Consider the following 26,634-nt stretch of genomic DNA (forward strand, 5'->3'; position numbering starts at 1 on the left):
TGGGCTGCCGTGCGTGATACGCGTGCCGGCGCCACAGGGGTGTGCGGCGCCGGCGGTCGGTCAACGCTTATCCGTTGATGATCTGGCGAACCTGCTCGTACAGGCCGTCGCTCCACTGCGGGAAGGCAGCGGGCACTTGCTCCGCGGCGCGTTCGCGGAACGGCTGCGTATCCACTTCGTGGACCTCGACGCCGGCATCCTTGAGCTTCTGCAGGGCGATGTCGCTTTCCTTTTCGACCAGTTCACGCAGGTGCGCGGCCATGTCCTGGCCGGTCTCGGTCAGGATCTCGCGGTTTTCCTCGCTGAGCTGGTCCCAGAACGCCTTGCCGGTGACGAACGGCGCCACGGTGTTCATGTGGCCGGTCAGGTTGAGGTGCTTGACGACTTCGTGGAACTTGCCGCCGAACAGTACCGGCGTGGGGTTCTCGACCCCGTCGACCATGCCCTGGGCCAGTGCCGGATAGACGTCGCCCAGCGACATGGGCGTGGGGGTGGCGCCCATCGAGCGCATGGCCTCGACGTACATCGGCGAGTTCTGCACGCGGATCTTCACGCCGTCGAGTGCCTCGGGCGTGGTGGCGGGCTCGCGGGAGAGCAGGTGGCGCGTGCCGTACACGGTGTTGGGAATGACGATGTGATAACCGGCTTCCTCGACCTTCTGGCTCTGCTCGGCGAACCACTCGGAGTCGAAGACCTTGAGCTTGTCGTCGAAGCTGTCGGCCAGGTAGGGCGCGTCGAGCACCGACAGGTCGGGCACCGAGCTCATGAAGTTGCTGTAGGCGGTGATGGTGATGATCGGCGAGCCGAAGCGCGCCTGTTCCATGACGTCGGTCTCGGAGCCGAGCTGGCTGGCGGGGAACGCGCTGAGCGTGAGTTCGCCGTCGCTGGCCTGCTCGACGTTTTCCGCCCATTCCTTGACGGCGACATCGACCGGCTCGCCGGGCTGGTTGCCGTAGGCGACGCGGATCTCGGTGGCGGCCTGGGCGAGGTTCAAGCTGCCGAGGCCGGCGATGGAGAGGCTGGTGGCGATGAGCGTGAGTTTCTTGAAACGCATTGTCGTGCTCCTTGGTTGTTGTCGGTCGTGCGGTCGGGTTACCGGGAATGCGTCGTGGATTGAGCGCTCGATATGGCGTCATCGAGTCGCGGCGTGGCGATGCCTCGTCGGCGCGCCGATTCGACCACGGGTTGCAGGCGTCGCTGGCACTTCGTGGCATGGTGCTGAGCGATGTCCTGCAGGGCGTGGTCGAGATAAGGGTTGGCGAAACGCTCGAGCGTGGCGTCCCGATAGGCCTCGAGAGAGGGGCGCTCGAGGTGTTCCGCCAGGGTGGGCAGCACTTCGTCGTCGAGCACCTGGCGCAGCTCCGCTGCCCATGCCGGGTCATCCATGGCCTCGCGCACGAAGCGGATGTGCGATCGAGGCTCGCGCTGCCAGCGGTGGACGAGATAGGTGTGCGCCAGATTGAGGATATGCAGCTTGCGCATCTCGTAGGGGGCCAGGGAGGTCACGCGCTGCACGTCGGGATGCCGGCAGGGCAGTTCGAGGCCGGGCTGATCCTCGATGGCCCAGAGCGCATACGGCTCGGCGACGGCACCCACCGGTTCCAGGGCCGCCGAGACGATGCGGTCGACGAGGGTGTTGGCCCATAGACAGCGGGTCGTCAGCCAGTTGTCGAAGTCGGCATCGGCGTAGTCGCGCTGCGCCAGTTCCCGGACCAGGGCCAGGAGCTGCTCGCCGTTGCGGCTGACCAGCTCGCAGGGCAGCACGGTGAGGCCTTCGCGTCCCGCGCGGTAGCGCGCGTGCAGCAGCTTGGCGAGCTTGCCCGGAAAGCTTGTCGGTACCGCTGCCAGGGCGCTGTCGTCATCGACGCGGTAGCCGCTGTCGCCGGTGTTGGACACCACGAAACGGGCATGCTCGACGATGTGTCGTTCCAGCGCGTCCCACTGCTCGTCGGCGATCCAGCAGCCGGCGATGCTGGTGACGGTCTCGCGGGTGTCGATGTCGCGGCCGTCGCGACGACCTCGAATCGCCAGGGGGTACTGCCGGTGCGTGTCCAGGTCGCGGGCCTTTTGCTTGCCGGCCTCGCGCGGCGAGGTCTGGACCACGAGGATGCCGTCGCGCGTGTGGCCGGCCTCTCGCGAGGCGTGCACGAACGCGGCCACGTGGCCCAGCAGGAAGCGGCTGGTGCCGAACTGCACGATGCCGGCCTCGGCGAGCGTTGGCGCTGTCACAGGGAGACTCCGCGTTTCCAGGGAATGAAATCGAGCTGCGAGAGGCGCATGGCCTTGGTGCGGTAACGCCCCGAGGCGGTGTCGATGCACAGGCGCAGGAGTTCGTCGGCGAGCTCGGCGATATCCGCCTCACCGCGAATGATGGGCCCGGCGTCGAAGTCGATGACATCGTGCATGCGCTGCGCCAGCTCGCTGTTGCTGGCGAGCTTCAGGACCGGCGTGACGGGGTTGCCGGTGGGCGTGCCGAGGCCGGTGGTGAACATCACCAGGTTGGCGCCGGAGCCGACCAGGGCGGTGGTGGACTCGACGTCGTTGCCCGGCGAGCAGAGCAGGTTGAGGCCTTTGCGCACCTGGGGCTCGGTGTAGTCCAGGACATCGACGATGGGGCTGTCGCCGCCTTTCTTGGCCGCGCCTGCGGACTTCATGGCGTCGGTGATCAGGCCGTCGCGAATGTTGCCGGGCGAGGGATTCATCGAGAAATGCGCGCCCACCGAGGCGGCGTGACGCTGGTAGGCCTCCATGAGCTGCCGAAAGCGCGAGGCCGTGGCGTCATCGCGGCAGCGCGCCACCAGTTCGTGCTCGACACCGCACAGCTCGGGGAACTCGCTCAGAATGCCGCTGCCGCCCAGCGCCGCCAGGCGGTCGATGACGGCGCCCACCAGCGGATTGGCCGAAAGCCCGGAGAAGCCGTCGGAGCCGCCGCATTCCACGCCGATGGTGAGCTCGGACAGCGGCGCCGGGCGCCGTTCGACGGCGTTGGCGACCTTGAGGCCGTCGAAGATGCTGCCCAGTGCCTGGCGAATCAGCTCGGGCTCCGTGTCGGTGGCCTGCTGCTCGAAATAGTGAACGGGGCGCAGGCCCTCGGGGTCGCGCTTGGCCACCGCCTCCTTGAGCATCTCGATCTGGGCCTTCTGGCATCCCAGGCTGAGCACCGTGGCGCCGGCCACGTTGGGATGGCAGATGTAGCCGGCCAGGAGCTGGCACAACGCCTGGGCGTCGTCGTCGGTGCCGCCGCAGCCCAGCGTGTGGGTCAGAAAGCGCACGCCGTCGATGTTCGGGAACAGAGAAGCATCGGGCGTCGCGGCCGGCGCCGCCTGTGCATCGCCGTGGAGCATGCGACGGGCCATGTGCTTGTAATCCCGGTAGGGGTCGTCGCCGATGGCGTCCTCGACGCACTGGCGCAGTACTTCGATGTTGCGGTTCTCGCAGAACACCAGGGGCACGACCAGCCAGTGGTTGGCGGTGCCCACGCGTCCGTCGGGGCGGTGGTAGCCGTCGAAGGTCTGCCCGGTGAAGGCACTGACGTCCGGGGCGTCCCACTGCGCGCGGCGGCCCTGGGGCTCGGCGTCGGCGGTGGCGTGTTCGACGTTGGCCGTGGTGATGGCGGCGCCTTCGGCGATGGGCGCCACGACGCGTCCCACGGTCACGCCGTACATCACGACGAGATCGCCGGACTGCATGGCATGCAGGGTGAACTTGTGCTTGTGGCGTACGTTTTCGGAGAGTCGCAGGCGCTGGCCGTTGTCGTCGATCTCCAGACCGGCGGACAGATCGCGCAGGGCGACGCGGACATTGTCGCGGTCGTGCACGCGCAGGCTGGGCTGCCGGTACTGGTCGGACACGATGGTCTGGGTCATGCCGGACGACCTCCCTGGGCGCTGGCGTCATCGAACGTCACCATCGCCTTGATGACGCCGGTGGCCGGGTCGCACCACTGCGGCATCAGCGTCGGCAGCTCGTGGTGCGGGCCGCGGTGGGTGATCATCGCCGTCGACTGCAGGCGGCCTTCCTCCATCAGACGGGCCACCGTCTCGAAGTCTTCCCGCGTGGCGTTGCGGCTGCCCAGCAGGCTGAGCTCGCGCTTGTGGAAGTCGGGGTCGTTGAAGGTGATGTCGGCCTTGACCACGCTCACCAGCACGTAGCGTCCGCCATGGCCGGCGAAATCGAAACCGCGGTTCATGGCGGCGGGATTGCCGGTGGCGTCGAACACCACGTCGGCCAGGGCGCCGTCGTGATGGCGCGCGATGGCGGCCTCCACGTCGTCGTCCAGTGCATGCAGTACGTCCTCCACGCCCAGGGTGTCGCGGCAGAAGGCCAGGCGCTCGCGGTTGGTGTCCACCACCAGCACCCGCGCGCCACGGCTCTGGGCGATCTGCACGATGCCGATGCCGATCGGTCCGGCGCCGACCACGACGGCCAGCTCGTCGGCTTCGATGGCACTGCGGCGCACGGCGTGCGCGCCGATGGAAAGACACTCCACCAGCGCCAGCTGTTCGGCGTCGAGGGTGCTCGAGGTGACCAGGTGATCCACGGGCACGCTGAGGTATTCCGCCATGCCGCCATCGCGATGCACGCCGATGACCTGCATGTGCTGGCAGCAATTGGTCTTGCCCTGACGGCAGGCGCGGCATTCACCGCAATGCAGATAGGGGATCACGTAGGCGCTGTGACCGACGAGCGACTCGTCGACGCCTTCCCCGACGCCGACGATATCGCCGGACAGCTCGTGGCCCAGCACGCGGGGATAGGTGAAGTAGGGCTGATTGCCGCCATAGGCGTGGATGTCGGTACCGCAAATACCCACGCGACGAATCCTGAGCATGGCCTCGCCGGGCGCGCACTGCGGCTCGGGCACGTCGCGCAGTTCCATGTGTCGGGGTTGGGTACAGACAAGCGTTTGCATAAGGGTTCCTTCGCGCATCGCCAGGCAGGATGGTCAGGCCAGTCACCTAGCGGTCTTTTGATCTAGAGGTCAGGCCAATGGGCTAACAAGATGCCCAAGCGAGGGTCCCGACTTCAAGCGTTTTAACGGTGGAGAGGGTTAGACATAAGTCGTGGCCGTTCCCCCTGGAGGAAGAAGCGAGACCGCCGCGTGGGCGGTCTCTGGCGCGATCACGCCTGCTTGGTGCGCTGGCACTGCTCGCCGAGGCCTTCGATCCCCAGGCGCATGGTCTGGCCGGGCTTGAGGAAGACCTGCGGCTGCTGGCCCGCGCCGACGCCCGGCGGCGTGCCGGTGGAGATGACATCGCCGGGCTGCAGGCTCATGAAGCGGCTCAGGTAGGCGACCAGGTAGGGGATCTGATAGACCATGGTGCGGCTGTTGCCGTCCTGATAACGCTTGCCGTCGACTTCCAGCCACATGTCGAGCGACTGGGGATCGGCGATCTCGTCCCGAGTGACCAGCCAGGGGCCGAGCGGGCCGAAGGTGTCGCAGCCCTTGCCCTTGTCCCAGCTGCCGCTGCGCTCGAGCTGGAATTCCCGCTCGGAGACGTCGTTGATCACGCAGTAGCCGGCCACGTGGTTCATGGCATCGGCTTCGTCGATGTAGCGTCCGCCCTTGCCGATGACGACACCCAGCTCGACCTCCCAGTCGGTCTTTTGCGAGTCGCGGGGGATCTCCACGTCATCGTTGGGGCCGCAGATGGCGCTGGTCCACTTGTTGAAGACCACCGGTTCCGGCGGCACCTCGGCGCCGGTCTCCGCCGCATGGTCGGAGTAGTTGAGGCCGATGCAGATGAACTTGCCGACTCGACCCACGCAGGGCCCCAGACGCGTCCCTTCGGGGACTTCCGGCAGGCTCTCGTGATCGGCTTGGGCGATGCGCGCCAGGGCGGTGTCATCGAGCGACTCGCCGGCGACGTCCTGGATCAGCGACGAGAGGTCGCGAATCTTGCCGCTGGCATCCAGCAGGCCGGGCTTTTCCTGGCCCGGAGGGCCGAAGCGTAGCAGTTTCATGCGATTTCCTTTTATGTACCACGTAAGTGAGTTGCGTCTGATGGCCAGCGAGCACCAGCGCTGCGCCGGTGTCGGGGCGCTGCGGGCGATCGCGCCGCGATCAGTTGGCCCAGCCGCCGTCGATCAGCTGCGCGGTGCCGGTGATGAACGCCGCCTCGTCGGAGGCCAGGAAGGTCGCCAGCGCAGCGACTTCCTCGGGGTGGCCCAGGCGACCCATGGGCTGGCGGTCGATGAATTCCTGGAATACCGCGGCCTTGTCGCGCCCCTGTTGCCGGGCCTGGTCCTCGATGCGTTGATGCAGCGAGGGCGACTCGACGGTGCCGGGGCAGATGGCGTTGCAGCGAATGCCCCGGGTCATGTAGTCGGCGGCCACCGACTTGGTCAAGCCGATGACCGCGGCCTTGGTGGTGCCGTAGGCGAAGCGGTTGGGCACGCCCTTGATGCTCGATGCCAGCGAGGCCATGTTGACGATGCTGCCGCCGCCTCGCGCGAGCATGCCGGGGAGAAACGCCTGGATCATGTGGAACATGGCGGTCACGTTGAGGGCGAAGCTGCGCTCCCAGGTGGCGTCGTCGCATTCCAGTATCGAGCCGCCCGGCACCATGCCGGCACAGTTGAAGAGGATATCGATACCGCCGATCTCGTCGGCCAGCGTCTCGATGTCGGCGTGCCGGGTGACGTCCAGCCGGTGTGCCCGGACGTCGTCGAGGTCGTCGAGCAGGCCGGGGTCGATGTCGGTGGCGATGACACTGGCGCCCTCGGCGAGAAAGCGCTCCACCGTGGCGCGGCCGATGCCCTGTCCCGCGGCGGTGACCAGTGCGGTCTTGTGTTGAAGTCTCATGGTGTGGCGAATCCCTGCTGAACGTGGGAACATAGCGCGGCCAGCCATTCGAAGATCCAGAGGCCTGACCAATGGTCGAGCCATCATCTACTGGGCTAGGTCTCGGCGGCAAGTCAATTGCCATCAACTTTAGTCGCAACGCGGTGCGGAGAGACGACGCGATGCCGATTCAAACCATTCGCTCACAGCGCCTGTACCGGCAGATCGCCGATCAGTTGCAGCAACTGATTCGTGACGGCGAATTTCCCCCGGGATCCTTGTTGCCGCCCGAGCGGGATCTGGCGCAGCAGCTGGGCGTCAGCCGCGCGTCGGTGCGCGAGGCGCTGATCGCCCTGGAAGTCGTGGGCATCGTCGAGGTGCGCGTGGGACACGGGGTGCTGGTCAAGGAAGTCGACGCCATGCCGCCGGGCTCGGTGATGCAGGCCGCGGCTCGCAAGGAGCCGTGGGCGCTCGACCCCGAGTTCGCCAGCGAGATCGAGCTCAATCTCGACGAGGAGATACCGCCGTTTTCGCTGCTGCAGGCGCGGCGTTATCTGGAGCCGGAGAACGCGGCCCTGGCGGCGATGAACGCCACGGACGAGGATCTCAGCGCCATCCGTGCGGCGCTGGAGCGCAACATCTACGACAACAACCATGGCGGCGGCAACCTGGCCGGCGACCGGCTGTTGCACATCCGCATCGCCGAAGCCTCGGGTAACGCGGCCTATGCGCTGCTGATCAAGCACCTGCTGGGTCACCAGTACGGGGTCATGTTCCGGCGCCTGCAGGAATTGTTCATGGAGACCGGCATGCCGCAGCGCTCGCAGGAAGATCACGAGCGCCTGGTAGCGGCGATCGAGGCGCGTGACCCGGCGGCGGCGCGTCAGGCCATGGAAGTGCACCTCGATCATGTGCTGCGGGTGTTTTTCGCGGAGTGACGGCCCGGCGGCTCGCCTCTGCGTCATCTACCAGGCGAGCACTGCGCCGTCGGCACGGGGTTCGGTGCCGCCACTGAGCACGCCGCTGTCGGGGTCCCGCAGGATCACCTGCCCGCGCCCGAAGCTCAGCGAGTCGTGGCACTTGACGATGTCGTGGCCGCGCCGCTGGAGCGCCTGGGCGAGGTGGTCGGGAAAGTGCGGCTCCACCTCGACGGTGCGTCCCGCGACCCACTTCCAGCGCGGTGCGTCGAGGGCCGCCTGCGGGTTGAGGTGTTCGTCGAGCATGCCGGTGACCACCTGGACGTGGCCTTGTGGCTGCATGTAGCCGCCCATCACGCCGAAGGGCCCCACCGCGTGTCCCCGGTGGGTAATGAAACCGGGAATGATGGTGTGGTAGGGACGCTTGCCGGGCGCCAGGGCATTGACGTGCCCGGCCTCCAGCGAAAAAGATTCCCCGCGATTCTGCAGGCTGATGCCGGTGCCCGGCACGACGACCCCGGAACCGAAGCCGTGAAAGTTGCTCTGGATGAACGACACCATGTTGCCCTCGGCGTCCGCCGTGGCGAGATAGACCGTGCCGCCGCGGGGAATCTCGCCCGGTTCGGGATCGCGGGCGCGGTCGCCGATCAGTGCGCGCCGGCGTGCCGCGTACTCGGGCGAGAGCATGGCCTCGGCGGTGACCGGCATGTGATCGGCGTCGCCGATGTAATGCAGGCCGTCGACATAGGCGAGCTTGAGCGCTTCGATGCGCCGGTGCAGGGTGTCGAGGTGAGCGTGCGGCGTATCCTGATGAAGTGGGGCGTCGCCGTTCAGCGTATTCAGCGCCATCAGCGCGATCAGGCCCGAGCCGTTGGGCGGGATTTCCCATATGTCGTGGCCGCGATACTCGGCGCTCACGGGGGTGACCCATTCCGGGCGGTAGGCGGCCAGGTCCTCGGCACGCAGGAAACCGCCATGGTCGCGGGAATGGGCATCCATGCGCTGCGCTAGATCGCCCCGATAGAACGTCTCGGCGTGGGTCTCGGCAATGGCGCGCAGCGTCCTGGCGTGATCCGGGGCGTGCCAGAGCTCGCCCACCCGGGGCGCGCGGCCGTCGATCGAGAAGGTCTCGAACCAGGGCGTGAAGACGGCATCGTCGTAGGCGGCGTAAGTGGCATGGGCTTCCGCCCACAGTTGTTGCACCACCGGCGACACGGGAAAGCCGTCTTCGGCCAAGGCGATGGCGGGTGCCAGCAGGTCGGCGAAGTCGAGGACACCGAAGCGGGCCGACAGCTCGGCCCAGGCGCCCGGTGCGCCGGGCACCGTCACCGGTAGCCAGCCGTGTTCGGGCATGGCGTCGAAGCCCCGGGCCCTGACGGCTTCCCGTGAAATGCCCTGGGGCGCGCGACCGCTGGCGTTCAAGCCGTGGAGTTCATCGTTGATCCACACCAGGGCGAAGGCGTCGCTGCCCAGGCCATTGGAGGTAGGCTCGACGACGGTCAGCGCGGCGGCTGTGGCAATGGCGGCATCCACGGCATTGCCGCCTTGCTTGAGGATATCCATGCCGGTTTGCGCCGCCAGCGATTGCGAGGTGGCGACCATGCCGCGCCGGCCGTAGGTCGTCATGCGGCGCGAGGCGGTGGGGTAGTAATGCGGATCGAATTGCATGGCGGCTCCAGACGTTGTTGTGGTGAGCGGTCAGCCGAGGAACAGGCCCCCGTAGACCAGGGCGCCGAGTACCACGAAGGCGGGATGAATGCGCAAGCGGATCAGCGCCACGGCGGCGACGGCGGCGATCAACAGGGTGTGCACGAGGCCGGGACCGGCGAGGCCCTCGCTGAAAAAGCCGAACGTCAGTTCGGCCATCAATAGCGCGATCACCGGGCGAACCCACTGGCTCATGCGCTTGATGCGCGGCGAGTCGCGGAAGCGATAGAGCAGCCCCAGCGCGCCCAGCATCAGCAGCAGCGTGGGCACCACCGTGGCCAGTACCGCCACCGTGGCGCCCAGCACGCCGGCGACCTCGAAGCCGATGTAGCCGGCCATCTTGGTGGCGATGGGGCTGGGCAGGGCGTTGCCCAGGGCCAGGACCTCGGCGAACTGCTGCGCGCTCATCCAGCCGTAACGATCGACGACCTCGGTCTCGATCAGGGGAATGATCGCCGGGCCCCCGCCATAGCCGATGATGTTGGGAACGAAGAACGCCAGGAAGAGATGCCAGTAGATCATCGCGGCGTCTCCCGGGAGGATGCTGGCCGTTCAGCCGCTGACGATGACGCTGGCGCGGCCTCCGACGGGGGCGGCCTGCGGCGGATCGGGAGCAGCCAGGCGGCGACCAGCAGAGCGAGGATGACCCAGCCGGGATGCACGCCCAGGGCGAGGATCAGCCCCGCCGCGACGGCGATCATGGCCAGGCTGATCCAGACCCCGATGCCGCGTCGCGACTTGTTGAAGAAGTCCCAGGTCAATTGCGCCATCATGACCATGACCACGGGAAGGACGCCTTGCCCCATGCCCTGTATCCAGCCGACGTGCCGATAGCGACTGAACAATCCCAGCAAGGCGATGAGCGCGATCACCATCGGCAGCACGATGGCGAGCACGGCATTCAGGCAGCCCGTGACGCCACCGATGCGATAGCCGATGTAGCCGGGCATCTTGGTGGCGATGGGGCCGGGCAGGGTGTTGGCGATGGCCAACACGTCGGCGAAGGCGTCGTCTTCCATCCATTGACGACGCTTGACGACCTCGGCGTGGATCAGCGGGATCATCGCGGGGCCGCCGCCGAAGCCGAGCAACCCGATGCGCAGGAAAGTGGTGAAAATGGCACCCTGGCTCGCCGGTACCGAGGAAGTGGGCTGTGGCATCGTCTGGCGTCCTTGTCCGTCGTCTCCGTCGTCGAGATGCCGGCCCCACGGGGCGGACAACGGTTGTCTTGATCGTTTGTATGTCGGAAAATCGATTTTGTGTCGACTATAGAGCCGTCCGGCGAGAAGCGTCAACCTCACAGGGGGGGGCCGTGTATCGTCTCGGCATGGGCAAGGAAGGAGCAGTGCATGAGGGACAAACCCGAAAGTGCCACGGCGGCCAGCACCGTCTTCGAGTCGTTGCGCCGCGACCTGATCAACGGGCGTTTCGCGGCGGGAGAAAAGCTGGCCATCAATACGCTCAAGGCCCATTACCGTGTCGGCCTGAGCCCGCTGCGAGAAGCCCTCAACCGGCTGGCCGCCTATGGCCTGCTGCAACAGGAGAACCAGCGCGGCTTTCGGGTGCCCGGCGTCTCGCGCGCCGAACTCGACGACATCGCCGGCATGCGTCGCGAACTCGAGGGCATGGCCCTGACGCGCGCCATGCAGCATGGCGATGCCCAGTGGGAGTCCGAGCTGCTGGCGGCGGCACATCGGCTCAAGCGCGCCGACGAGCAGCCCACGCCCCTCGAGGAGTGGGAGCTGTTGCATACGCGTTTTCACCGCACGCTGGTGGCGCCCTGTGGCTCGCCCTGGCTATTGCGTTTCATCGAGCAGCTGCATGACCAGTTCGATCGTTATCGGCGCATGGCGCCGGCGGTTCCCGGCGTGCGCGCCGAACTCGATGCCCAGCATCAGGAACTGGTGTCTCTGGCACTGGCACGTGACATCGAGGGGGCACGCGCGTTGCTGCAGTCGCATATCCGCATTTCCCACGACGTGGCGCTGGGCGCGGTACCCGACGCATGAGCGCCATGTGCGGCTCGGCCGCGACATGGCGCTCGTCGTCTCGCGTGTGGTCCGTAAAGGTGGCGGTAGCTAGCGGGGCAGGATGCGTCCGGCGGCCATCAGCCCGTGGGGGTCGAACAACCGCTTGAGACCGCTGAGCAGGCTGTATTCCAGTTCTCCGAGGTCCTCGAGGAACGGTGCCTGCTTGACGCGGCCGATGCCGTGCTCGGCACTGATGCTGCCGTGATGCGCGTCCACCAGGTCGAACAGCAGCGTTTCCAGCTCGTGCAGCAGGGCCTTCTTGGCCTCGAGGTCGAGCGCCGGCGGCGGCAACAGGTTGAAGTGGAGATTGCCGTCACCGATGTGACCGTAGGCGATGATCTGCGTGTCCGGCGAGCGCTGTGCCACGGCGTGACTGGCGGCCTCGAAGAACGCGGTCAGACCCGAGATGGGCAGGGAGACGTCGGTGCGCAGATGCTCGCCGCGCATTTGCTGACCTTCCAGCATGCTCTCGCGGATCTGCCATAGCTGGGCGGCCTGCGCCTCGCTGCTGGCGAGCACGCCGTCCAGCACGTGCTCCTGTTCGGCGCCGGTCTCGAAGAGGTGCTCGATCATGGCGTCGAGATCCACCGGGCCGCTGGCCGAGACCTCCAGCAGCACATAGACCGGGTACGCCTCGTCCAGCGGGTCGGGCAGGTCGGGTGCCGCTTCGAAGGCCAGTTCCATGCATACCCGGGGAATCAGCTCGAAGGCCGACAGCAAGTCGCAACAGCTGCGTCGCGCCTGGCCGTACAGCGCCAGGGCCGAGGCAATGTCGGGGACGGCGATCAGTGCGGTGCGACTCGTCTGCGGACGCGGGGCGAGCTTGAGCACTGCGCCGGTGACGATGCCCAGCGTGCCCTCGGCACCGATGAACAGCTGCTTGAGATCGTAGCCGCGATTGTCCTTGTGCAAGGCGTGCATGCCATTCCACAGGCGACCGTCGGGCAGCACCACCTCGAGGCCCAGCACCAGCTGACGCATCATACCGTAGCGCAGCACGTTGAGGCCGCCGGCGTTGGTGGAAACGTTGCCGCCGATCTGGCAGCTTCCCTGTGCGCCGAGGGCGAGCGGAAAGTAGCAATCCGCGGCCTCGGCGGCGTCCTTGACGGTCTGCAGGATGCAGCCGCTGTCGACGCTCATGCTGAAGTTGATGGGGTCGATGTGGCGGATCCTGTTGAGCCGTTCGAGGCTGATCAGGAGTTCGCGACGCTCGGCATCGGGCTGCGCGCCACCCACCAGGCCGGAATGGCCACCCTGCGCCACCATGGGAATGCGGTGGCGGTGGCAGAAGGCGACGATATCGGCGACCTGCTCCGGGGTGCCGGGGCGGGCGACCATCCAGGGGTCGCTGCCCTTGTCGCCCGCCCAGTCGGTGGTATAGCGGCCGAACTCCGCGGGGTCGTCGATGACCCCGCCGGCGCCCAGCAGCTCGGTCAGGAAACGATGTAGCTCGGCGGTATCGATCGGCATCGTGTCGTCTCGTTGTCCTCTCGTGTCACTCATGTCACTTGTACCAGAGCACCAGGCCCGGGAAGGCAAGGAAGGCGATGAGCAGCAGGATGAGCGTCAGGTAATAGGGCATCAGGCTCTTGACCAGGTCTTCCAGGCTCACCTTGCCGACGCCGCACCCGACGTAGAGCACGGTGCCCACCGGTGGCGTGATCAGGCCGATCCCCAGGATGAACGACATCATGACGCCGAAGTAGACCGGGTCGATGCCGAGCTTGACCACCACCGGGGTCATCAAGGGCGCCAGAATGACCATGGCCGGCGTCAGGTCCATGAAGAAGCCGACGATGAGCAGGAATAGCATCAGCACGCCCAGGATGACGTACTTGTTCTGCGAGAGCTCGGCGAGCATGACCACGATCTGCTGGGGCACCAGGTTGGCGGTGAGCAGCCACGCCAGCACGCTGGCGAAGGCCAGCAACAGCAGCACCACGCCGGTCAGGCGGCCGGTGGAGATGCACAGCTCGAAGAAGCCTTTGAGACTCAGGCTGCGATACACGAACATCGACACGCCCAGGGCGTAGAGCAGGGCGACGGCGGCGCTTTCGGTCGGCGTGAACACGCCGCTGAGGATGCCGCCGACGATGATGATCGGCAGAAGCAGCGCGAGTACGGAATCCTTGAGGGCGGCCAGCAGCTCCTGGAAGTCGAAGGGCTGAGCGGCACCGGTCTTCTTGGATTGGAGATAGGTGGCCATTGCCAGCCCGATGGTGATCAGTACCCCGGGCACGATCCCCGCCATGAACAGCTGTGAAATCGAGGTGCCGGTCACGACCCCGAACAGGATCATCGGAATCGAGGGCGGAATGATGATGCCTACCACCGAGGCGGCGACGACGATGGCGGTCGCGCGGGGCCCCGAGTAGCCGTGCTGCTTCATGGGGTTGATCATCATGCTGCCCACGGCGGAGGCGTCGGCCACGGCGGAGCCGCTGATGCCGCCGAAGAACATCGACGTCAGCACGGTGACCTGACCCAGGCCGCCGGCGACGAAGCCGACCATGGCGCTGGCCAGGCGGACCAGGCGCTTGGCGATGCCGCCCGAGCTCATCACCTCGCCGACCAGGATGAACAGCGGGATGGCCAGCAGGGGAAAGGAGTCGAGCCCGTTCACGGCCTGCGAGACCAGGGTCGTCAGGCCGTAATCGGCGTAGAAGAAGATGAACAGGCAGATCGCGGCCAGGCCGAACGAGATCGGCATGCCGATCACGATGCAGGCGAACAGGCCCAAGAGAATGCTCCACAGGATCATGCCGCACCTCGTTTGAACACGTTGTAGAGGAAAATGCTGTTGCCGATGACAGTCAGTACCGCCATGACCACCATGGCGCTATAGAGCACGGTCTTGGGGATTCCCAGGAAGGGCGTCGAGCTCACGTAGCCTGAAATGATGCCGTCGAAACCGACGAAGATGCTGATGCAGACCGCGTAGATGATCAGCGCCGACACCAGTCCGAAGATTTTCTTCAGGGTCGGGCTCGCTTTGTCCTTGAAAAGCGTCACGGCGACGTGCTCGTTGGTCAGGCTGGCGATACCGGCACCCAGCAGCACCATCCAGATGAAGAACAGCCGCGAGATCTCGGCGGCCCAGGCAAAGGAGTAGCTGAACAGGAAGCGACCGAAGACATTCATCGAAACGGTGATGACCACGCCGACGACGAGGAGCCCGATGATGATGTCCAAGCTTCTGATCAGTTTGTTCAAGTAGGCGTTACCCGAACGTGACTTCATGAAGCCTCCAGGGAAGGAGCTTGCGTATTGATACTAAGCGGGGAAGGCCGATGGCGGCCTTCCCCGCGGGCTTGAAGGTCTTACTCTTGCGCTTGTTCCACCTGGGCGCGGATATCGTCGATCAGCTCGCCGCCGATCTGGTCGCGCCAGTCTTCATACACCGGCTCCAGCTTGTCCTGGAAGACCTTGACCTGCTCCGGCGTCAGCTCGGTGATCTGCATGCCGGAATCCTTCAGATCCTGCTTGATCTGATCGTTCAGCGTGCGGCTGACGTGGCGCTGATAGTCGCCCATCTCGGTGGCCGCGTCGCGCAGCAGCTGCTGGTAGTCTTCCGGCAGACGATCCCAGAAACGCGCGGAGACCAGCGTGATGAACGGTGTGTAGACGTGGTTGGTTTCGGTGGCGTAGTCCTGCACCTCGTTGAACTTGGAGGATTCGATGGTGATCCACGGATTTTCCTGACCGTCGACGACCCCTTGCTCGAGCGCCGTGAACAGCTCCGCGAAGGACATCGGCGTCGGGTTGGCCCCCAGGGTGCGCCAGATATCCAGGTGGAGATCGTTCTCCATGGTACGGATCTTCAGGCCGTCGAGGTCCGCCGGCTCCTCGACCGGGTGCTGGCTGTTGGTCAGCTGACGGTAACCGTTTTCACCCCAGCCGATCGCCACCAGGCCTTGCGAGGACGCGTCTTCGAGCATCTGCTGGCCGATCTCGCCGTCGAGTACCGCATCCGCCATTTCAGGCTGCGGGAAGAGGAAGGGGAGGTCGAACACCGCGAATTCCGGGAACATGTTCACCAGCGGAGACGTCGACGGCATGGTCATTTCCAGCGTGCCCGACTGGAGCGCACTGGTGGCCTGGCGGTCATCGCCCAACTGGGCGCCCGGGAACAGTTCGACCTGAATGTTGCCGTCGCTGCGTTGTTCGACGATCTTCTCGAAATATTCGAGGCCGCGGTATTGCGCGCCGGATTCCGTGGTGCCGATGCTGAACTTGATCTTGAAATTGCCGTCGGCCTCGACCTTCTCACCTTTGACCTCCGGCAGCGGAGGCATTTCGGTCGCCGCAGAGGCGCTGAACGCGGTCAAGCCGAGAACGGCGCCGCCCACGACGGAAACGAAGCGTGTCGTTGTGGTTGTTGTCATCCTGTCCTCCTGGAACTGATGGTAGTGCTGGCATGTGTGTCACTTATGACACCGGTATCATCGCGATCCCCGGCCTCTTGGCGAGTCGATCCGGGAGTCGCGCGATTCCCTTCGGCAGACGCCGTGTCTGCTCTTGGTCATCTTAATGTTGAACATACACCGAGATGCCTGCCGATGAGACTTCATCGTTAGTCGTAGACGGCCTCTCAATTGCCCGCCGAACCCTCCTGCCAGGCCGCGCCGTCGGGGTACTGATGACGCTCGAGCGCGTCGTCATGCAGGGTGATGCTGTAGCCCGGCGCCTCGGGCACCTGGTAGCGCCCTTGCCGGATCCGTACCGGATCGACGAAGTGCTCGTGGAGGTGGTCGACGTATTCCAGAATGCGGCCGTCCAGCGAGCCGGAGACTGCGATGTAATCGAACAGCGAGATGTGCTGGGTGTACTCGCACAGGCCCACGCCGCCGCCGTGCGGGCAGATGGGAACGTCGTACTTGGCGGCCAGCAGCGTGACGATGATCACTTCGTTGAGCCCGCCGAGACGCGCGGCATCGAGCTGACAATAGTCGATGGCACCGGCCTGCAGGAGTTGCTTGAACATCACCCGGTTGTGGCAGTGCTCGCCGGTGGCGACGCCGATGGGGGCCAGGCGGCGGCGAATCTCGGCATGCCCGAGGATATCGTCCGGGCTGGTGGGCTCCTCGATCCACAGCGGATCGAATTCCGCCAGGTCGCGCATGTTGGCGACGGCTTCGTCGACTTCCCACATCTGGTTGGCGTCCATCATCAGCGCCCGTTCCCAGCCGATTTCCTCGCGCAGGATGCGCGCGCGCTGGCGGTCTTCCTCGAGGTTGCCGCCGACCTTCTGCTTGAAGTGCGTCCAGCCCTCGGCCAGCGCCTCGCGCGCCAGGCGGCGCATCTTGTCCTCGGAATAGCCGAGCCAGCCGGCGGAGGTGGTATAGCCGGGATAGCCCTCGGCGCGCATGTGCGCTTCGCGCTCTGCCTTGCCGGCTTCGCGGCGCTTGAGCAGGCCGATGGCTTCCTGCGGGGTCAGGGCGTCGGTGACGAAGCGGAAATCCAGGCAGCGGACCAGCTGCTCGGGCGTCATGTCCACCAGCAGCTTCCAGACCGGCTTGCCTTCACGCTTCGCCCACAGGTCCCACACGGCGTTGACGATGGCGGCCGAGGCCAGGTGCATGACGCCTTTTTCCGGTCCCAGCCAGCGCAATTGGCTGTCGCCGCTGGTGAGGTCGCGCCAGAACGTGCCCATGTCGGCGGTGATGGTCTCGAGATCGCGACCCACGATGCGCGACGCCAGGGCCTCGACGGCCATGACGCAGACATCGTTGCCGCGCCCGATGGTGAAGGTCAGCCCGTGCCCCTGAAGGCCGTCGTCGGCGTCGGTGGTGAGCGTGACATAGGTGGCCGAGTAATCCGGCGCCTCGTTCATGGCGTCAGAGCCGTCGAGCTGGCGTGACGTGGGAAAGCGGATGTCGCGTGCTTGCAGGTGGGTAATCGTGGTCATGCCTGTCGTCCTGATGGTGGGAGCGGCCTGCGCCGCGTTCACGAGTGGTTCTCGGAGTCAGGCTACGGCGAATCGATAATAACGTGCCAATCGCAATTTTGTTGTGCCGATTCTTTCTGGTTATCGCAATGCAGCGGGGACTTGCAATGCCAGGAAGACACCGCCAAAGTTATAATTGAACATTGCGTGCAATATTCAATATTGTGACGTTAGTCGAATCCGCGCCCTTCGCGCACGCCCTGACGGTCAACGGTTACCGAGGTCATTATGCAGCTCATCAATACGACGCCGCCGGTCATCCGGCTCAACGATGCCGACAACGTGGGGGTCGCGACCCGGGCCCTGCCACAGGGACTGCCGCTGGACGGCGACGGCGAGCGGGTGGCGCGTCACAACATCGATGCCGGTCACAAGGTCGCCCTGACGGCCATCGCCACGGGCGACGCCATCATCAAGTACGGCCAGGTCATCGGGCGGGCGAGCCGCGACATCGACGTCGGCGAGCACGTGCACACCCATAACGTGGCCATGCTCGAGCGGGACACGACCCTGACGGACTTCCAGCCGTTCCCGCGTTCGCCGACGCAGGACTCCGATCGCACCTTCATGGGCTACCATCGGCCGAACGGCCAGGTCGGAACCCGCAATTACATCGGTATCCTGTCGACGGTGAACTGCTCGGCGACCGTGGCCAAGGTGGCCGCGGAGCAGCTCAATGCCAATCCCGAGATCGAGGCTCTCGGCTTCGACGGCGTGGTGCCCATCACGCATGGCTCGGGATGCGCGATGAACACCGAATCCGAAGGCTTCGCGTTCCTCGAGCGGGTGATCGCTGGCTATGCGCGGCATCCCAACTTCGCGCTGGTGGTGATCATCGGCCTGGGATGCGAAACCAACCAGGTCAAGCAGCTGGTGGAAAGCGCCGGGTTGAGCGACGAGCGTCGCCTGGCCTATTTCAACATCCAGCAGGTCGGCGGTACCCGGGCCAGCATCGGCAAGGCCTACGAGCAAGTGCTCGACATGGCGCGCGCACATGGGCGCGACGAGCGCCGTCCCGCGTCGCTCAAGCACTTGAGCGTGGCCCTGCAGTGCGGCGGTTCCGACGGGTATTCGGGGATCACCGCGAACCCCGCCCTGGGCCACGCCGCCGACTTGATCGTGCGTCACGGCGGCAGCGCCATCCTGAGCGAAACGCCGGAAATCTACGGCGCCGAGCACCTGCTGCTGGACCGCGCGGTGGACGTGGAGGTGGCGCGCAAGCTGCTGGCGCGGATCGCCTGGTGGAAGCACTATACCGAGATCAACGGCGCCGAGCTCAACAACAATCCGTCGCCCGGCAACAAGGCCGGCGGCCTCTCGACCATCCTCGAGAAGTCCCTGGGGGCCGTGGCCAAGGGCGGCGCCTCGAGCCTGAACGACGTGCTCGAATACGCCGAGCCGCTCAAGGTCCCCGGGTTCAACTTCATGGACAGCCCCGGGTACGATCCGGCCTCGGTCACCGGTCAGATCGCCTCCGGTGCCACCCTGGTGTGCTTCACCACGGGGCGGGGGTCGGTCTCCGGCTTCAAGCCGGCGCCGTGTCTCAAGCTGGCCACCAACACGGCCATGTATGAGACCATGCACGAGGACATGGACATCAACTGCGGCGCCATCCTCGATGGCGAGATGAGCGTGGAGGCCATGGGCGAGGCGATTTTCGAGAAGATTCTCGCGGTCGCCTCCGGCGAGGCGAGTGCCAGCGAGTCGCTGGGCTATGGCAGCAACGAGTTCGTGCCGTGGATGGTCGGCGCCATCACCTGAGTGCGGTGTCCCGGTGCCGAAGCCGTACGAGAAGACGCAGGGAAGACAGTCCAGGAGGAAAAGACAGCCCCATGGCCAGATCGCTGAAAGAGCAGCTCTACCGGGTGTTGCGTGACGCCATCGACGCCGGGCGTCTCGAGCCCGGACTGGTCCTGCTGGAAGGGCACATTGCCGAGCATTTTTGCATGAGTCGTTCACCGGTGAGGCAGACGCTGTCGCGGTTGCACGAAGAGGGAGCGATTTGCCGTTTCGAGGGGCGCGGTTATCAGGTCGGGCCGCGCCCGGGCGAGATCGTGAGGCGTTCGCTGGGGACGGGAGATTTCAGCGCCTCGCGCATCGAGCGCACGGATACCTGGCGAACGTTCGCGGAGGGCGTGGAACGCGATGTGGTGCTGTGCTCGATGAAAGGGCGCTTCGAGCTCAACGAGCTGCAACTGGCGCGGGCGCTGTCGGTCAGTCGCTCCCTGACGCACCGCATCCTGCTCTATCTGCAGAGCATCGGCGTGGTGGAAAAGGTCAAGTACAGCAGCTGGACGGTCGTTCCCCTGGACGATGCACGGCTTCGCGACCTGTATCAGGCGCGTCGCCAGCTGGAGCCGTACATGATGACGCGCGCTGCCGAGGCGCTCGAGGACGCCGAAATACGCCGCTATCTCCAGCGTCTGGACGATGCCGCGCGCGCCTACCCCCAGGTGCCCAGCGCGCGCCTCGACGCCCTGGAGAACGATCTGCACCATGAAGCGCTGGCGCGAGGCAACAACGCGGAGATCATGACCATGCTGCAGCGCACACGGCCGATCCTGCTGATCAGCAAGCACCTGTTGGGGTCGTCGATCGCGCTGCCCAGCGTGGCACCGTTCTTCGACGAACACCGGCATGTGTTCGACAAGGCGCTGGCGCGCGACGGCGGGGCGGCGGGGCGCGCTCTCGACGAGCACCTGGCGCGCTCGGAAGCGCAGGTCCAGGCACGCCTGAGCGACTTCCGCGAGGCCGGCGCGATCGACGTGCCGAACTATCTGCGCGAGGTCGCGCCTTCCTGAGTGCGTGACAAAACAAACGCCGTGAGGGCTGGGTGTCGATCAGCTCGGGCGCTCGCCGTTGCGCCGGCGCAGCTCGCGGATCAGCGCGCTGTGGTCCAGGTCGCCGTCGCCGTTCGCCACCAGGTCGCCGAACAGGCCGTCCACCAGCCGTGACACGGGCAGGTCCAGCGCCAGGTCGTCGGCGAGCGCCTGCGCGGTTTGCGTATCCTTCCATTGCCACTTGGCCGGGCCGCCGGGACGGAAGTCCTCGTCGAGCATGCGTTCGCCGTGCACCTGCAGGATCGTCGAGTCGGCGAAGCCGCCCATCAAGGCCTCGCGCACCTTGCGGGGATCGGCGCCGCCGCGTTCGGCGAGCAGCAAGGCTTCGGCGACGGTGGCAATGGTATTGGCGACGATGGACTGGTTGGCGAGCTTGGCGAGTTGCCCGCTGCCGGCGGGTCCCACATGGACGGCACGGCCCAGCGGGGCGAACAGGGGCCGGTGACGCTCGAACGTGGCCGGATCGCCGCCGACCATGATGGCCAGGGTGCCGTCGATGGCGCCGCGTTCGCCGCCGGAGACCGGCGCGTCCAGGTAGCCGATGCCACGAGCCTCGGCTGCCTGCGCCTGCCGCTGGGCGGTATCGACCGGGATGGAACTCATCACCACCAGGGTGGCATGCGGGGCCATGTGGGCGATCACGCCCTCGGGGCCCAGCAGGATGTCGTCGCATACCGGACCCGAGCTGAGCATGACCACGACGATGTCGGCGCCGGCGGCGTCACGCGGACTGTCGGCGATGTCGATGCCGTGCGCGGTCAGGGCTCGGGCCTTGTCGTTGCTGCGGTTCCAGGCGCGCACCGCGTAGCCCGCCTCCGCCAGGCGACGGGCCATCGGCGCTCCCATGAGCCCGGTACCGATGACGCCGATCGTGGTCGTGTCCTGCATGTCGCGATCCTCCCGCGCTGTCGTGTCGTCGTTGTCGTGCCCCGGCGCACGGTTGCTCATGAGCCCGGTCGTCGATTCGGTCACAGCCCCAGGGAGCGGCTCAGGTCACCCTCCGCCAGGGAGGAGCCGGCCACGGCCTCGCGCAGGGCGTCGACGACGTCGCCGGGCAGTGGGATGCCGTCGCGCAGATAGCGCTGACGCTTCGCCAGGCCCGACTGGCCGGGGAGACGCACCGGGACCTCGGGGTCGACGCGCTCGGAGTCGAGGCATTGCCGGGCGAGGAAGTCGGTTTCATCCAGGAAGGCCTGCGTGCCGCCGAAGCGTGCCGGGTCGATGACCATCACCGTGGCCGAGGCGCCCCATTGCGTGGGGGCGTCCTTGCGTCCAAAGCCGCCGAGCGCAGAGGTCAGCGCCTCGACCATCAGGCCCAGGGCGAACCCCTTGTGGCCGAAGGCCTGGCCGCCGAGGGGCAGGATGCTGCCGGGCGGCGTGGTGAAGAAGTCCTCGGGGTCGTCGCTGACCGTGCCCCGGTTGGTGAGGATGGCGGGATGCGCGAGCTTGCCGCCCTCGGCGCGGGTCTTGTTGACGGTGCCGTTGGTGATGCTCGACATGCTGACATCGATCAGCAGCGGATGTTCGCGTCCCGGAATGCCGATCGCCAGCGGGTCCGGCGTGTACACCGGCGTGGTGCCGCCGTAGGGTGCCACCGAGGCTACCGCGGGGTCCGAGCTGAGCACGATGGGGACCAGGCCCTGCTCGACGAGCGGGCGCAGGTAGGCCGCCAGACAGGCGATATGATGCGAACGCTTGAGCGTGACGATGCCGATGCCGAAACCGTCGGCCGCCTGTCGCGCATGCGCCAGGGCCCGCGTCACGAGATATGGCCCCAGCACGTAGTGTCCGTCGATCATGGCGGCGACGGGGCTGCTTTCCGTGAGCGCCAGCTGCCGGTGATCGCCGCAGGCATTGCCGGCCTTGAGGTCGTTGAGGTAGCCCTTGGCCAGCTTGACGCCGTGGGTGTGATGACCGAGCAGGTCACCCTCGACGAGTATCGAGGCGGTGGTCTCGGCGACCTCCGCCGTGGCGCCGGCTTCCGCAAAGAGCGCGGTCAGCAGGTCGGTCAGGGGAGTGGACGCGTAAAGGGTCATGGAGTCCTCGGCGATTGGTCACGAGAGGCGCCGCGATAGCGACGATAGAGGCGAACGAACAGCGGCAGCAGCCAGATCAGGATGACTATGATGCCCAGGCCCGCGCTGATCGGGCGCGAGAAGAAGCTCAGCAGGTCGCCGTTGCTCTTGAGCATCGAGCTCATGAAGTTGTTTTCCAGCGTGCCGCCCAGTACCAGGCCCAGGATGGCAGGGGCCATGGGGAAGTCGTTGCGTGCCAGGATGAAGGCCACCAGGCCGATGATCAGCATGATCCACACATCGGTGATGGCGTTGTTGATGGCGAAGGCACCCACGATGCAGAAGCACAGGATGATCGGCATCAGCACCTTGCGCGGGGTCAGGATGAACACCTTGGCCGAGCGAATGGCGATGTAGCCGATGGGCAGCATGATCAGGTTGGCAATGAAGAACACCGTGAACAGGGCGTACACCAGCCCGCCGCCCTCCATGAAGATGGTGGGGCCGGGGTTCATGCCCTTCATGTACAGCACGCCGATGACGATGGCGGTGATCGAGTCGCCGGGGATCCCGAAGACCAGCGCGGGTACCCAGGCGCCGCTGATGCCGGAGTTGTTGGCCGAGCTGGCATCGACGATGCCTTCGATGTGCCCGGTGCCGTAGGCGTCCCGGTTCTTCGAGCGGCTCTTGCCCATGGCATAGGAGATCCACGCCGCGATGTCCGCGCCCGCGCCGGGCAGGGCACCGATCAGCGTGCCGGTCGAACTCCCGCGCAGCAGGTTGCGCCAGTAGCGCTTGAGATGCTGGGGGACGCTGCCGAAGACCTTGTCCTTGTGCACGGCGGGGACGTTGCGCCCCTCGTTGCTCGAGCCGTAGAACATCATCAGCTCATTGAGCGCGAACATGCCGATCATCACCGGAATGAAATTGACACCGGCCATCAAGTCCGGAATGCCGAACGTGAAGCGCGGCGCGCCGCTCATCATGTCGAGGCCGACGGTGGAAAGCAGCAGGCCCACCAGCAGCGACAGGAAGGCCTTGGTCTTGGAGCCGATGGAGATGAAGATCGAGCAGCTAAGACCCAGCAGCGCCAGCCAGAAATACTCGAACGAACTGAACTTCAGCGCGACCTCGGCCAGCGAGGGCGACACGAAGACCAGCACCAGGGTGCCGAACAGGCCGCCGAAGATCGAGCACACCAGGTTGGTGCCCAGCGTTTCCCGCGCTCGCCCTTGGCGCGCGAGCTGGTGCGACTCGCCGACGTAGGCGGCCGACGCGGGGGTGCCGGGGATATTGAGATAGGTGCCGGGAATGTCGCCGGCGAATATCGCCATCGCCGAGGTGGTCACGATGGCCGCGATGGCGGGGGTGGGGTCCATGTAGAAGGTGATGGGCACCAGCAGCGCCACGGCCATGGTCGCGGTCAACCCGGGCACGGCGCCCACGAAGACCCCGAAAATGGCCGCGGCGGCGATGACGAGCAGCGTCTGAAAATTGAAGACCAGCGCCAGGCCTTGCAGGAATGCATCCATGGCTTACTTACCCCCAGAGGCTCAGCAATCCCTCGGGGAGGGGAATGAGCAGGTAGCGAGAGAACACCAGGTCGATGACCAGTGCCGCGACGATGGAGATCCCGAGCGCGAGAATGGGCGAGGTGCGCCGTGCGAGCATCATGACGAACATGATCACGGCCAGGCACAGCATGGTCCCCAGCCATTCGCTTGCCAGGATGTAGAAGACGATGGCCAGCGCGGGCAGCAGGGAGAGCAGCAGATTGCGCATGCGCTCCGGGGCCGGTCGCCAGGCGATGCCGTGCGCGATGCCCTTGAGCGCCCCACCATGACTGATCGCAAGGATCAGCCCGCCGATCATGAACCCTCCCCCGATGAGGGAGGGAAACAGTGAGGGCCCGTACTGCAGGCTCGGCATGGTGGGGAACCCCTGGGCCACGACATAGACGATGGCACCCGCCGCCATGAACGCGAGGCCGAGCATGAAGTCTTTCATCGTGGCCTCCGGGTTACTTGGCCAGGCCGACTTGTTCGACGATCTCGCCGAAGCGCTCATCCATGTCGGCCATCAGCTGGCCGAAGTCCTCGGCGTTGCGCCACTCGGTGCCGAACCCTTGCTTGGCCATGAAACCCTGATAGGTGTCGCTGTTGTAGGCGGCTTCCAGGGCGTCTTCCAGGGTGGCGACGATCTCGGGATCCATGTCCTTGGGACCGGCGATGCCGCGCCACTCACCGATCTGGTAGTCGCTGCCGATGGCTTCCTGAACCGTGGGCACGTCGGGGAAGCTGTCGATGCGCTCGGGAGCCATGACCCCCAGGCTCTTGGCGCGGCCGGACTCGATCATCGAACGCCCCTCGGGGACCGAGCTCGGCACGATGTCGATGCCACCGGCGGCGAGCTCGGTCATGGCGGGGGCCGCCCCCTGACTGGGAATCCAGGTGACCCGGTCGGGCTCCATGCCCTGATCCATCAGAAAGCCGGCGAAGGCCAGGTGCCAGACGCCGCCCTGGCCGGTGCCGGAGGCATTGAAGGTGCCCTTGGGTTCATCGCGCACGGTCTGCACCAGGTCCTCGAGATCGCCGAAGGGACCGTCGGTGGCGACCTGGACGCCCGCGTAGTCGTAGTTGATCTGGGCGATGGGGGTGTAGTCGCGGTAGGTGAGATCGGTGAGGCCCTGCCAGTGCATCATGTTGATCTCGCCCGTGACCAGCCCGAGCGTGTAGCCGTCCGGGTTGGCGTTGGCGATGGCGCTGTGGCCCACCACGCCGCTGCCTCCCGTGCGGTTGACGACGTTGACGGTTTCCCCGAGCTCTTCTTCCATCGCCTTGGCGATGGTGCGTGCGGTGGCGTCGGTGCCGCCGCCGGCGGCCCAGGGGACGATGATGGTGATGGGTTTTTCCGGATACTCGGCGAAGGCCGGACCGGCGATGGCGGTCAGCAGTACGGCGGTGCTGGCGAGGAGCGTTTTGTTGTGACGTTTGAGCATGATCGATCCTTGTTATTGGTGTGTCATGAAGCATGACGTCTAGCGGTATGCATCTTTCAAGCTAGTGTTAATGAACATTGCGCGCAATATACATTTATCTAGACTTTGGTCTAGAAAGCGCTTTGAAACCTCCTTTTTTTCAATTAGTTGAAAGTGTTGACGAGGAGCGTCTCAGAACGCTTCTTCCAGGAGACGCTGGAAGTCCTCAAGGGTGGGCGGCCGCGGATTGGTCGCGGTCGAGTGATCCTCGAGCGCCCACTGGGCGACCGGCGCCAGGCGGTCGCGCGTCACGCCCAGCTCGCTGAGACGCATGGGCAGCGACAGGTCGCGGTTGAGCTGGATGAAGGCCTCGGCGAGATCCGTTCCCGGGGCGAGCCCCATGGCCTGGCGCAGCCGGTCGAACTTGTCTTCGCAATGCGGCTGGTTGAAGCGCAGCACGCACGGCATCAACAGCGCGTTGAGCGTGCCGTGATGGAGCTTGAGGTCGTGAAAGCCGCCCAGCGCATGAGACAGCGAGTGCACCGCGCCGAGCCCCTTCTGAAAGGCCAGGGCGCCCTGGGTGGCGGCCATCAGCATTTCGCTGCGGGCCTCGAGGTCGTTGCCGTCGTGAACGGCGGTGCGGATATGACGCGTGGCACGCTGCAGGCCGTCCAGCGCGATGGCATCGGCGGGCGGATTGAAGCGCGGGCTGAGGAACGTCTCGACGCAGTGCGCGATGGCGTCCATGCCGGTGGCGGCGGTGAGAGTGGCCGGCAGCGAGAGGGTCAGCACGGGATCGCAGATCGCCACATCGGGGATCAGGTGCGGCGACAGGAAGCCGAGCTTGCGCTCGTCGCGCATGCTGATCAGCGCGGCACGTCCCACCTCGCTGCCGGTACCGGCCGTGGTGGGAATGGCGACCAGCGGCAGCACCTCGCTGCCGATGCGTGCCGCACCCCCCTCGATCACCGCATACTGACGCAGGGGCGCCTGATGGCTGGCCAGCAGGGCAACCCCCTTGGCCAGGTCGATGCTGGAACCGCCGCCCAGCGCGACGATGCCGTCGCAGCCGTGTTCGTGGTAGCAGGCCACGGCCGCCTCGATGGCGACCTCGGTGGGATTGGCCGGCGTTTCGTCGTAGACCGGCGCCGGCTGCTTGCCGCCGATGGCGGCCTGCACGCGGTCCACCAGTCCGCTGGCGGTCAGTCCGGCATCGGTGACGATCAAGGGCCTGGCGACGCCGAGGAGCGAGAGTTCCTCGGCCAGGTCGTCCAGGGCATCGGCGCCGAAACGTATCTTGGTCAGATAATTGATGATCGAACTCATGGCCGCTCCTTGTGGCCCTGACGCTGCCAGGGCGGTGATTGTTGTTGGCGTTTCGCTCAGGCTATGGCCGCATTGAAATCACAATCCAATC

The 26,634-nt window shown here is 66.0% G+C and carries 24 protein-coding genes; 4 read left to right on the forward strand and 20 right to left on the reverse strand.

From position 1 onward, the window contains the following. Positions 1–67: 67 nt before the first annotated feature. The 6 genes from CSAL_RS08785 to CSAL_RS08810 form a co-directional block, all read right to left on the reverse strand. Positions 68–1,054 carry a C4-dicarboxylate TRAP transporter substrate-binding protein gene (locus CSAL_RS08785; protein ID WP_011507031.1) on the reverse strand — a complete coding sequence of 329 codons (987 nt, stop codon included), beginning with the start codon at positions 1,052–1,054 and terminating at the stop codon, positions 68–70. A 38-nt stretch (positions 1,055–1,092) separates the two neighbouring features. Beyond that, on the reverse strand, positions 1,093–2,229 hold the full coding sequence (locus CSAL_RS08790) for a mannitol dehydrogenase family protein (RefSeq protein WP_011507032.1): 1,137 nt from the start codon (positions 2,227–2,229) through the stop codon (positions 1,093–1,095). Next, a complete protein-coding gene (locus tag CSAL_RS08795) occupies positions 2,226–3,866 on the reverse strand; it encodes a UxaA family hydrolase (protein WP_011507033.1) in 1,641 nt (546 codons plus the stop codon). Before CSAL_RS08795 ends, CSAL_RS08790 begins: the two co-directional genes overlap by 4 nt. After that, positions 3,863–4,912 (reverse strand): zinc-binding alcohol dehydrogenase family protein, encoded by a 1,050-nt coding sequence (locus tag CSAL_RS08800; RefSeq protein WP_011507034.1) that lies wholly within the window; start codon positions 4,910–4,912, stop codon positions 3,863–3,865. The genes CSAL_RS08795 and CSAL_RS08800 overlap by 4 nt, the downstream gene beginning before the upstream one ends. A gap of 209 nt (positions 4,913–5,121) precedes the next feature. Beyond that, the gene (locus tag CSAL_RS08805) at positions 5,122–5,964 is read right to left on the reverse strand and encodes a fumarylacetoacetate hydrolase family protein (protein WP_011507035.1); all 843 of its coding nucleotides are present in this window, start codon (positions 5,962–5,964) and stop codon (positions 5,122–5,124) included. A 100-nt stretch (positions 5,965–6,064) separates the two neighbouring features. After that, positions 6,065–6,805, reverse strand: a complete 741-nt coding sequence (locus CSAL_RS08810; protein ID WP_011507036.1) for an SDR family oxidoreductase — start codon at positions 6,803–6,805, stop codon at positions 6,065–6,067. A gap of 161 nt (positions 6,806–6,966) precedes the next feature. Between CSAL_RS08810 and CSAL_RS08815 the strand changes: the two genes are divergently transcribed. After that, on the forward strand, positions 6,967–7,722 hold the full coding sequence (locus CSAL_RS08815) for a FadR/GntR family transcriptional regulator (RefSeq protein WP_011507037.1): 756 nt from the start codon (positions 6,967–6,969) through the stop codon (positions 7,720–7,722). A gap of 27 nt (positions 7,723–7,749) precedes the next feature. Here the strand turns inward: CSAL_RS08815 and CSAL_RS08820 are convergent, their stop codons facing one another. From CSAL_RS08820 to CSAL_RS08830, 3 genes are read right to left on the reverse strand one after another with little or no spacing between them, the layout of a single operon-like run. Beyond that, positions 7,750–9,369, reverse strand: coding sequence for a gamma-glutamyltransferase family protein (locus CSAL_RS08820; RefSeq protein ID WP_011507038.1), 1,620 nt, complete (start codon positions 9,367–9,369; stop codon positions 7,750–7,752). Between the two features lie 30 nt (positions 9,370–9,399). After that, complete coding sequence (locus tag CSAL_RS08825) at positions 9,400–9,930, reverse strand: chromate transporter (RefSeq protein WP_011507039.1); 531 nt, start codon at positions 9,928–9,930, stop codon at positions 9,400–9,402. Next, a complete protein-coding gene (locus CSAL_RS08830; protein WP_011507040.1) occupies positions 9,927–10,568 on the reverse strand; it encodes a chromate transporter in 642 nt (213 codons plus the stop codon). Before CSAL_RS08830 ends, CSAL_RS08825 begins: the two co-directional genes overlap by 4 nt. A gap of 189 nt (positions 10,569–10,757) precedes the next feature. On the opposite strand from CSAL_RS08830, the gene CSAL_RS08835 reads away from it, so the two are divergent. Continuing rightward, complete coding sequence (locus CSAL_RS08835; RefSeq protein ID WP_011507041.1) at positions 10,758–11,417, forward strand: GntR family transcriptional regulator; 660 nt, start codon at positions 10,758–10,760, stop codon at positions 11,415–11,417. Between the two features lie 69 nt (positions 11,418–11,486). On the opposite strand, the gene CSAL_RS08840 is transcribed toward CSAL_RS08835, so the two are convergent. The 5 genes from CSAL_RS08840 to CSAL_RS08860 form a co-directional block, all read right to left on the reverse strand. Further along, complete coding sequence (locus CSAL_RS08840) at positions 11,487–12,908, reverse strand: FAD-binding oxidoreductase (RefSeq protein ID WP_043558263.1); 1,422 nt, start codon at positions 12,906–12,908, stop codon at positions 11,487–11,489. Between the two features lie 34 nt (positions 12,909–12,942). Further along, entirely contained in the window at positions 12,943–14,199 is a 1,257-nt protein-coding gene (locus CSAL_RS08845; protein ID WP_011507043.1) for a TRAP transporter large permease, read from the reverse strand. Beyond that, positions 14,196–14,678 carry a TRAP transporter small permease gene (locus CSAL_RS08850; RefSeq protein ID WP_011507044.1) on the reverse strand — a complete coding sequence of 161 codons (483 nt, stop codon included), beginning with the start codon at positions 14,676–14,678 and terminating at the stop codon, positions 14,196–14,198. The genes CSAL_RS08845 and CSAL_RS08850 overlap by 4 nt, the downstream gene beginning before the upstream one ends. An 80-nt stretch (positions 14,679–14,758) precedes the next feature. Next, positions 14,759–15,823: a TRAP transporter substrate-binding protein gene (locus CSAL_RS08855; RefSeq protein ID WP_011507045.1), complete on the reverse strand. Its 1,065-nt coding sequence runs from the start codon at positions 15,821–15,823 to the stop codon at positions 14,759–14,761. Positions 15,824–16,029: 206 nt separating this feature from the next. Next, entirely contained in the window at positions 16,030–17,346 is a 1,317-nt protein-coding gene (locus CSAL_RS08860) for an L-fuconate dehydratase (protein WP_011507046.1), read from the reverse strand. A gap of 267 nt (positions 17,347–17,613) precedes the next feature. Between CSAL_RS08860 and CSAL_RS08865 the strand changes: the two genes are divergently transcribed. Beyond that, on the forward strand, positions 17,614–19,146 hold the full coding sequence (locus CSAL_RS08865; protein WP_011507047.1) for a UxaA family hydrolase: 1,533 nt from the start codon (positions 17,614–17,616) through the stop codon (positions 19,144–19,146). A gap of 71 nt (positions 19,147–19,217) precedes the next feature. Next, a complete protein-coding gene (locus CSAL_RS08870; RefSeq protein WP_011507048.1) occupies positions 19,218–20,186 on the forward strand; it encodes a GntR family transcriptional regulator in 969 nt (322 codons plus the stop codon). Between the two features lie 39 nt (positions 20,187–20,225). Here CSAL_RS08870 and CSAL_RS08875 read toward each other — a convergent pair whose 3' ends face one another. From CSAL_RS08875 to gbd, 6 genes are all read right to left on the reverse strand, one after another. After that, positions 20,226–21,113, reverse strand: a complete 888-nt coding sequence (locus CSAL_RS08875) for an NAD(P)-dependent oxidoreductase (protein ID WP_043559341.1) — start codon at positions 21,111–21,113, stop codon at positions 20,226–20,228. An 80-nt stretch (positions 21,114–21,193) separates the two neighbouring features. Further along, entirely contained in the window at positions 21,194–22,261 is a 1,068-nt protein-coding gene (locus CSAL_RS08880) for an Ldh family oxidoreductase (protein ID WP_011507050.1), read from the reverse strand. Beyond that, entirely contained in the window at positions 22,258–23,772 is a 1,515-nt protein-coding gene (locus tag CSAL_RS08885; RefSeq protein ID WP_011507051.1) for a tripartite tricarboxylate transporter permease, read from the reverse strand. Before CSAL_RS08885 ends, CSAL_RS08880 begins: the two co-directional genes overlap by 4 nt. Positions 23,773–23,779: 7 nt before the next feature. After that, a complete protein-coding gene (locus CSAL_RS08890) occupies positions 23,780–24,247 on the reverse strand; it encodes a tripartite tricarboxylate transporter TctB family protein (RefSeq protein ID WP_011507052.1) in 468 nt (155 codons plus the stop codon). Positions 24,248–24,260: 13 nt separating this feature from the next. After that, positions 24,261–25,238, reverse strand: coding sequence for a tripartite tricarboxylate transporter substrate binding protein (locus CSAL_RS08895; protein ID WP_011507053.1), 978 nt, complete (start codon positions 25,236–25,238; stop codon positions 24,261–24,263). 171 nt (positions 25,239–25,409) lie between these two features. Further along, on the reverse strand, positions 25,410–26,543 hold the full coding sequence (gene gbd, locus CSAL_RS08900; protein WP_011507054.1) for a 4-hydroxybutyrate dehydrogenase: 1,134 nt from the start codon (positions 26,541–26,543) through the stop codon (positions 25,410–25,412). Positions 26,544–26,634: the final 91 nt, after the last annotated feature.

The sequence above is a fragment of the Chromohalobacter israelensis DSM 3043 genome (assembly GCF_000055785.1).
In the GTDB taxonomy this organism is placed as follows: Bacteria; Pseudomonadota; Gammaproteobacteria; order Pseudomonadales; family Halomonadaceae; genus Chromohalobacter; species Chromohalobacter israelensis.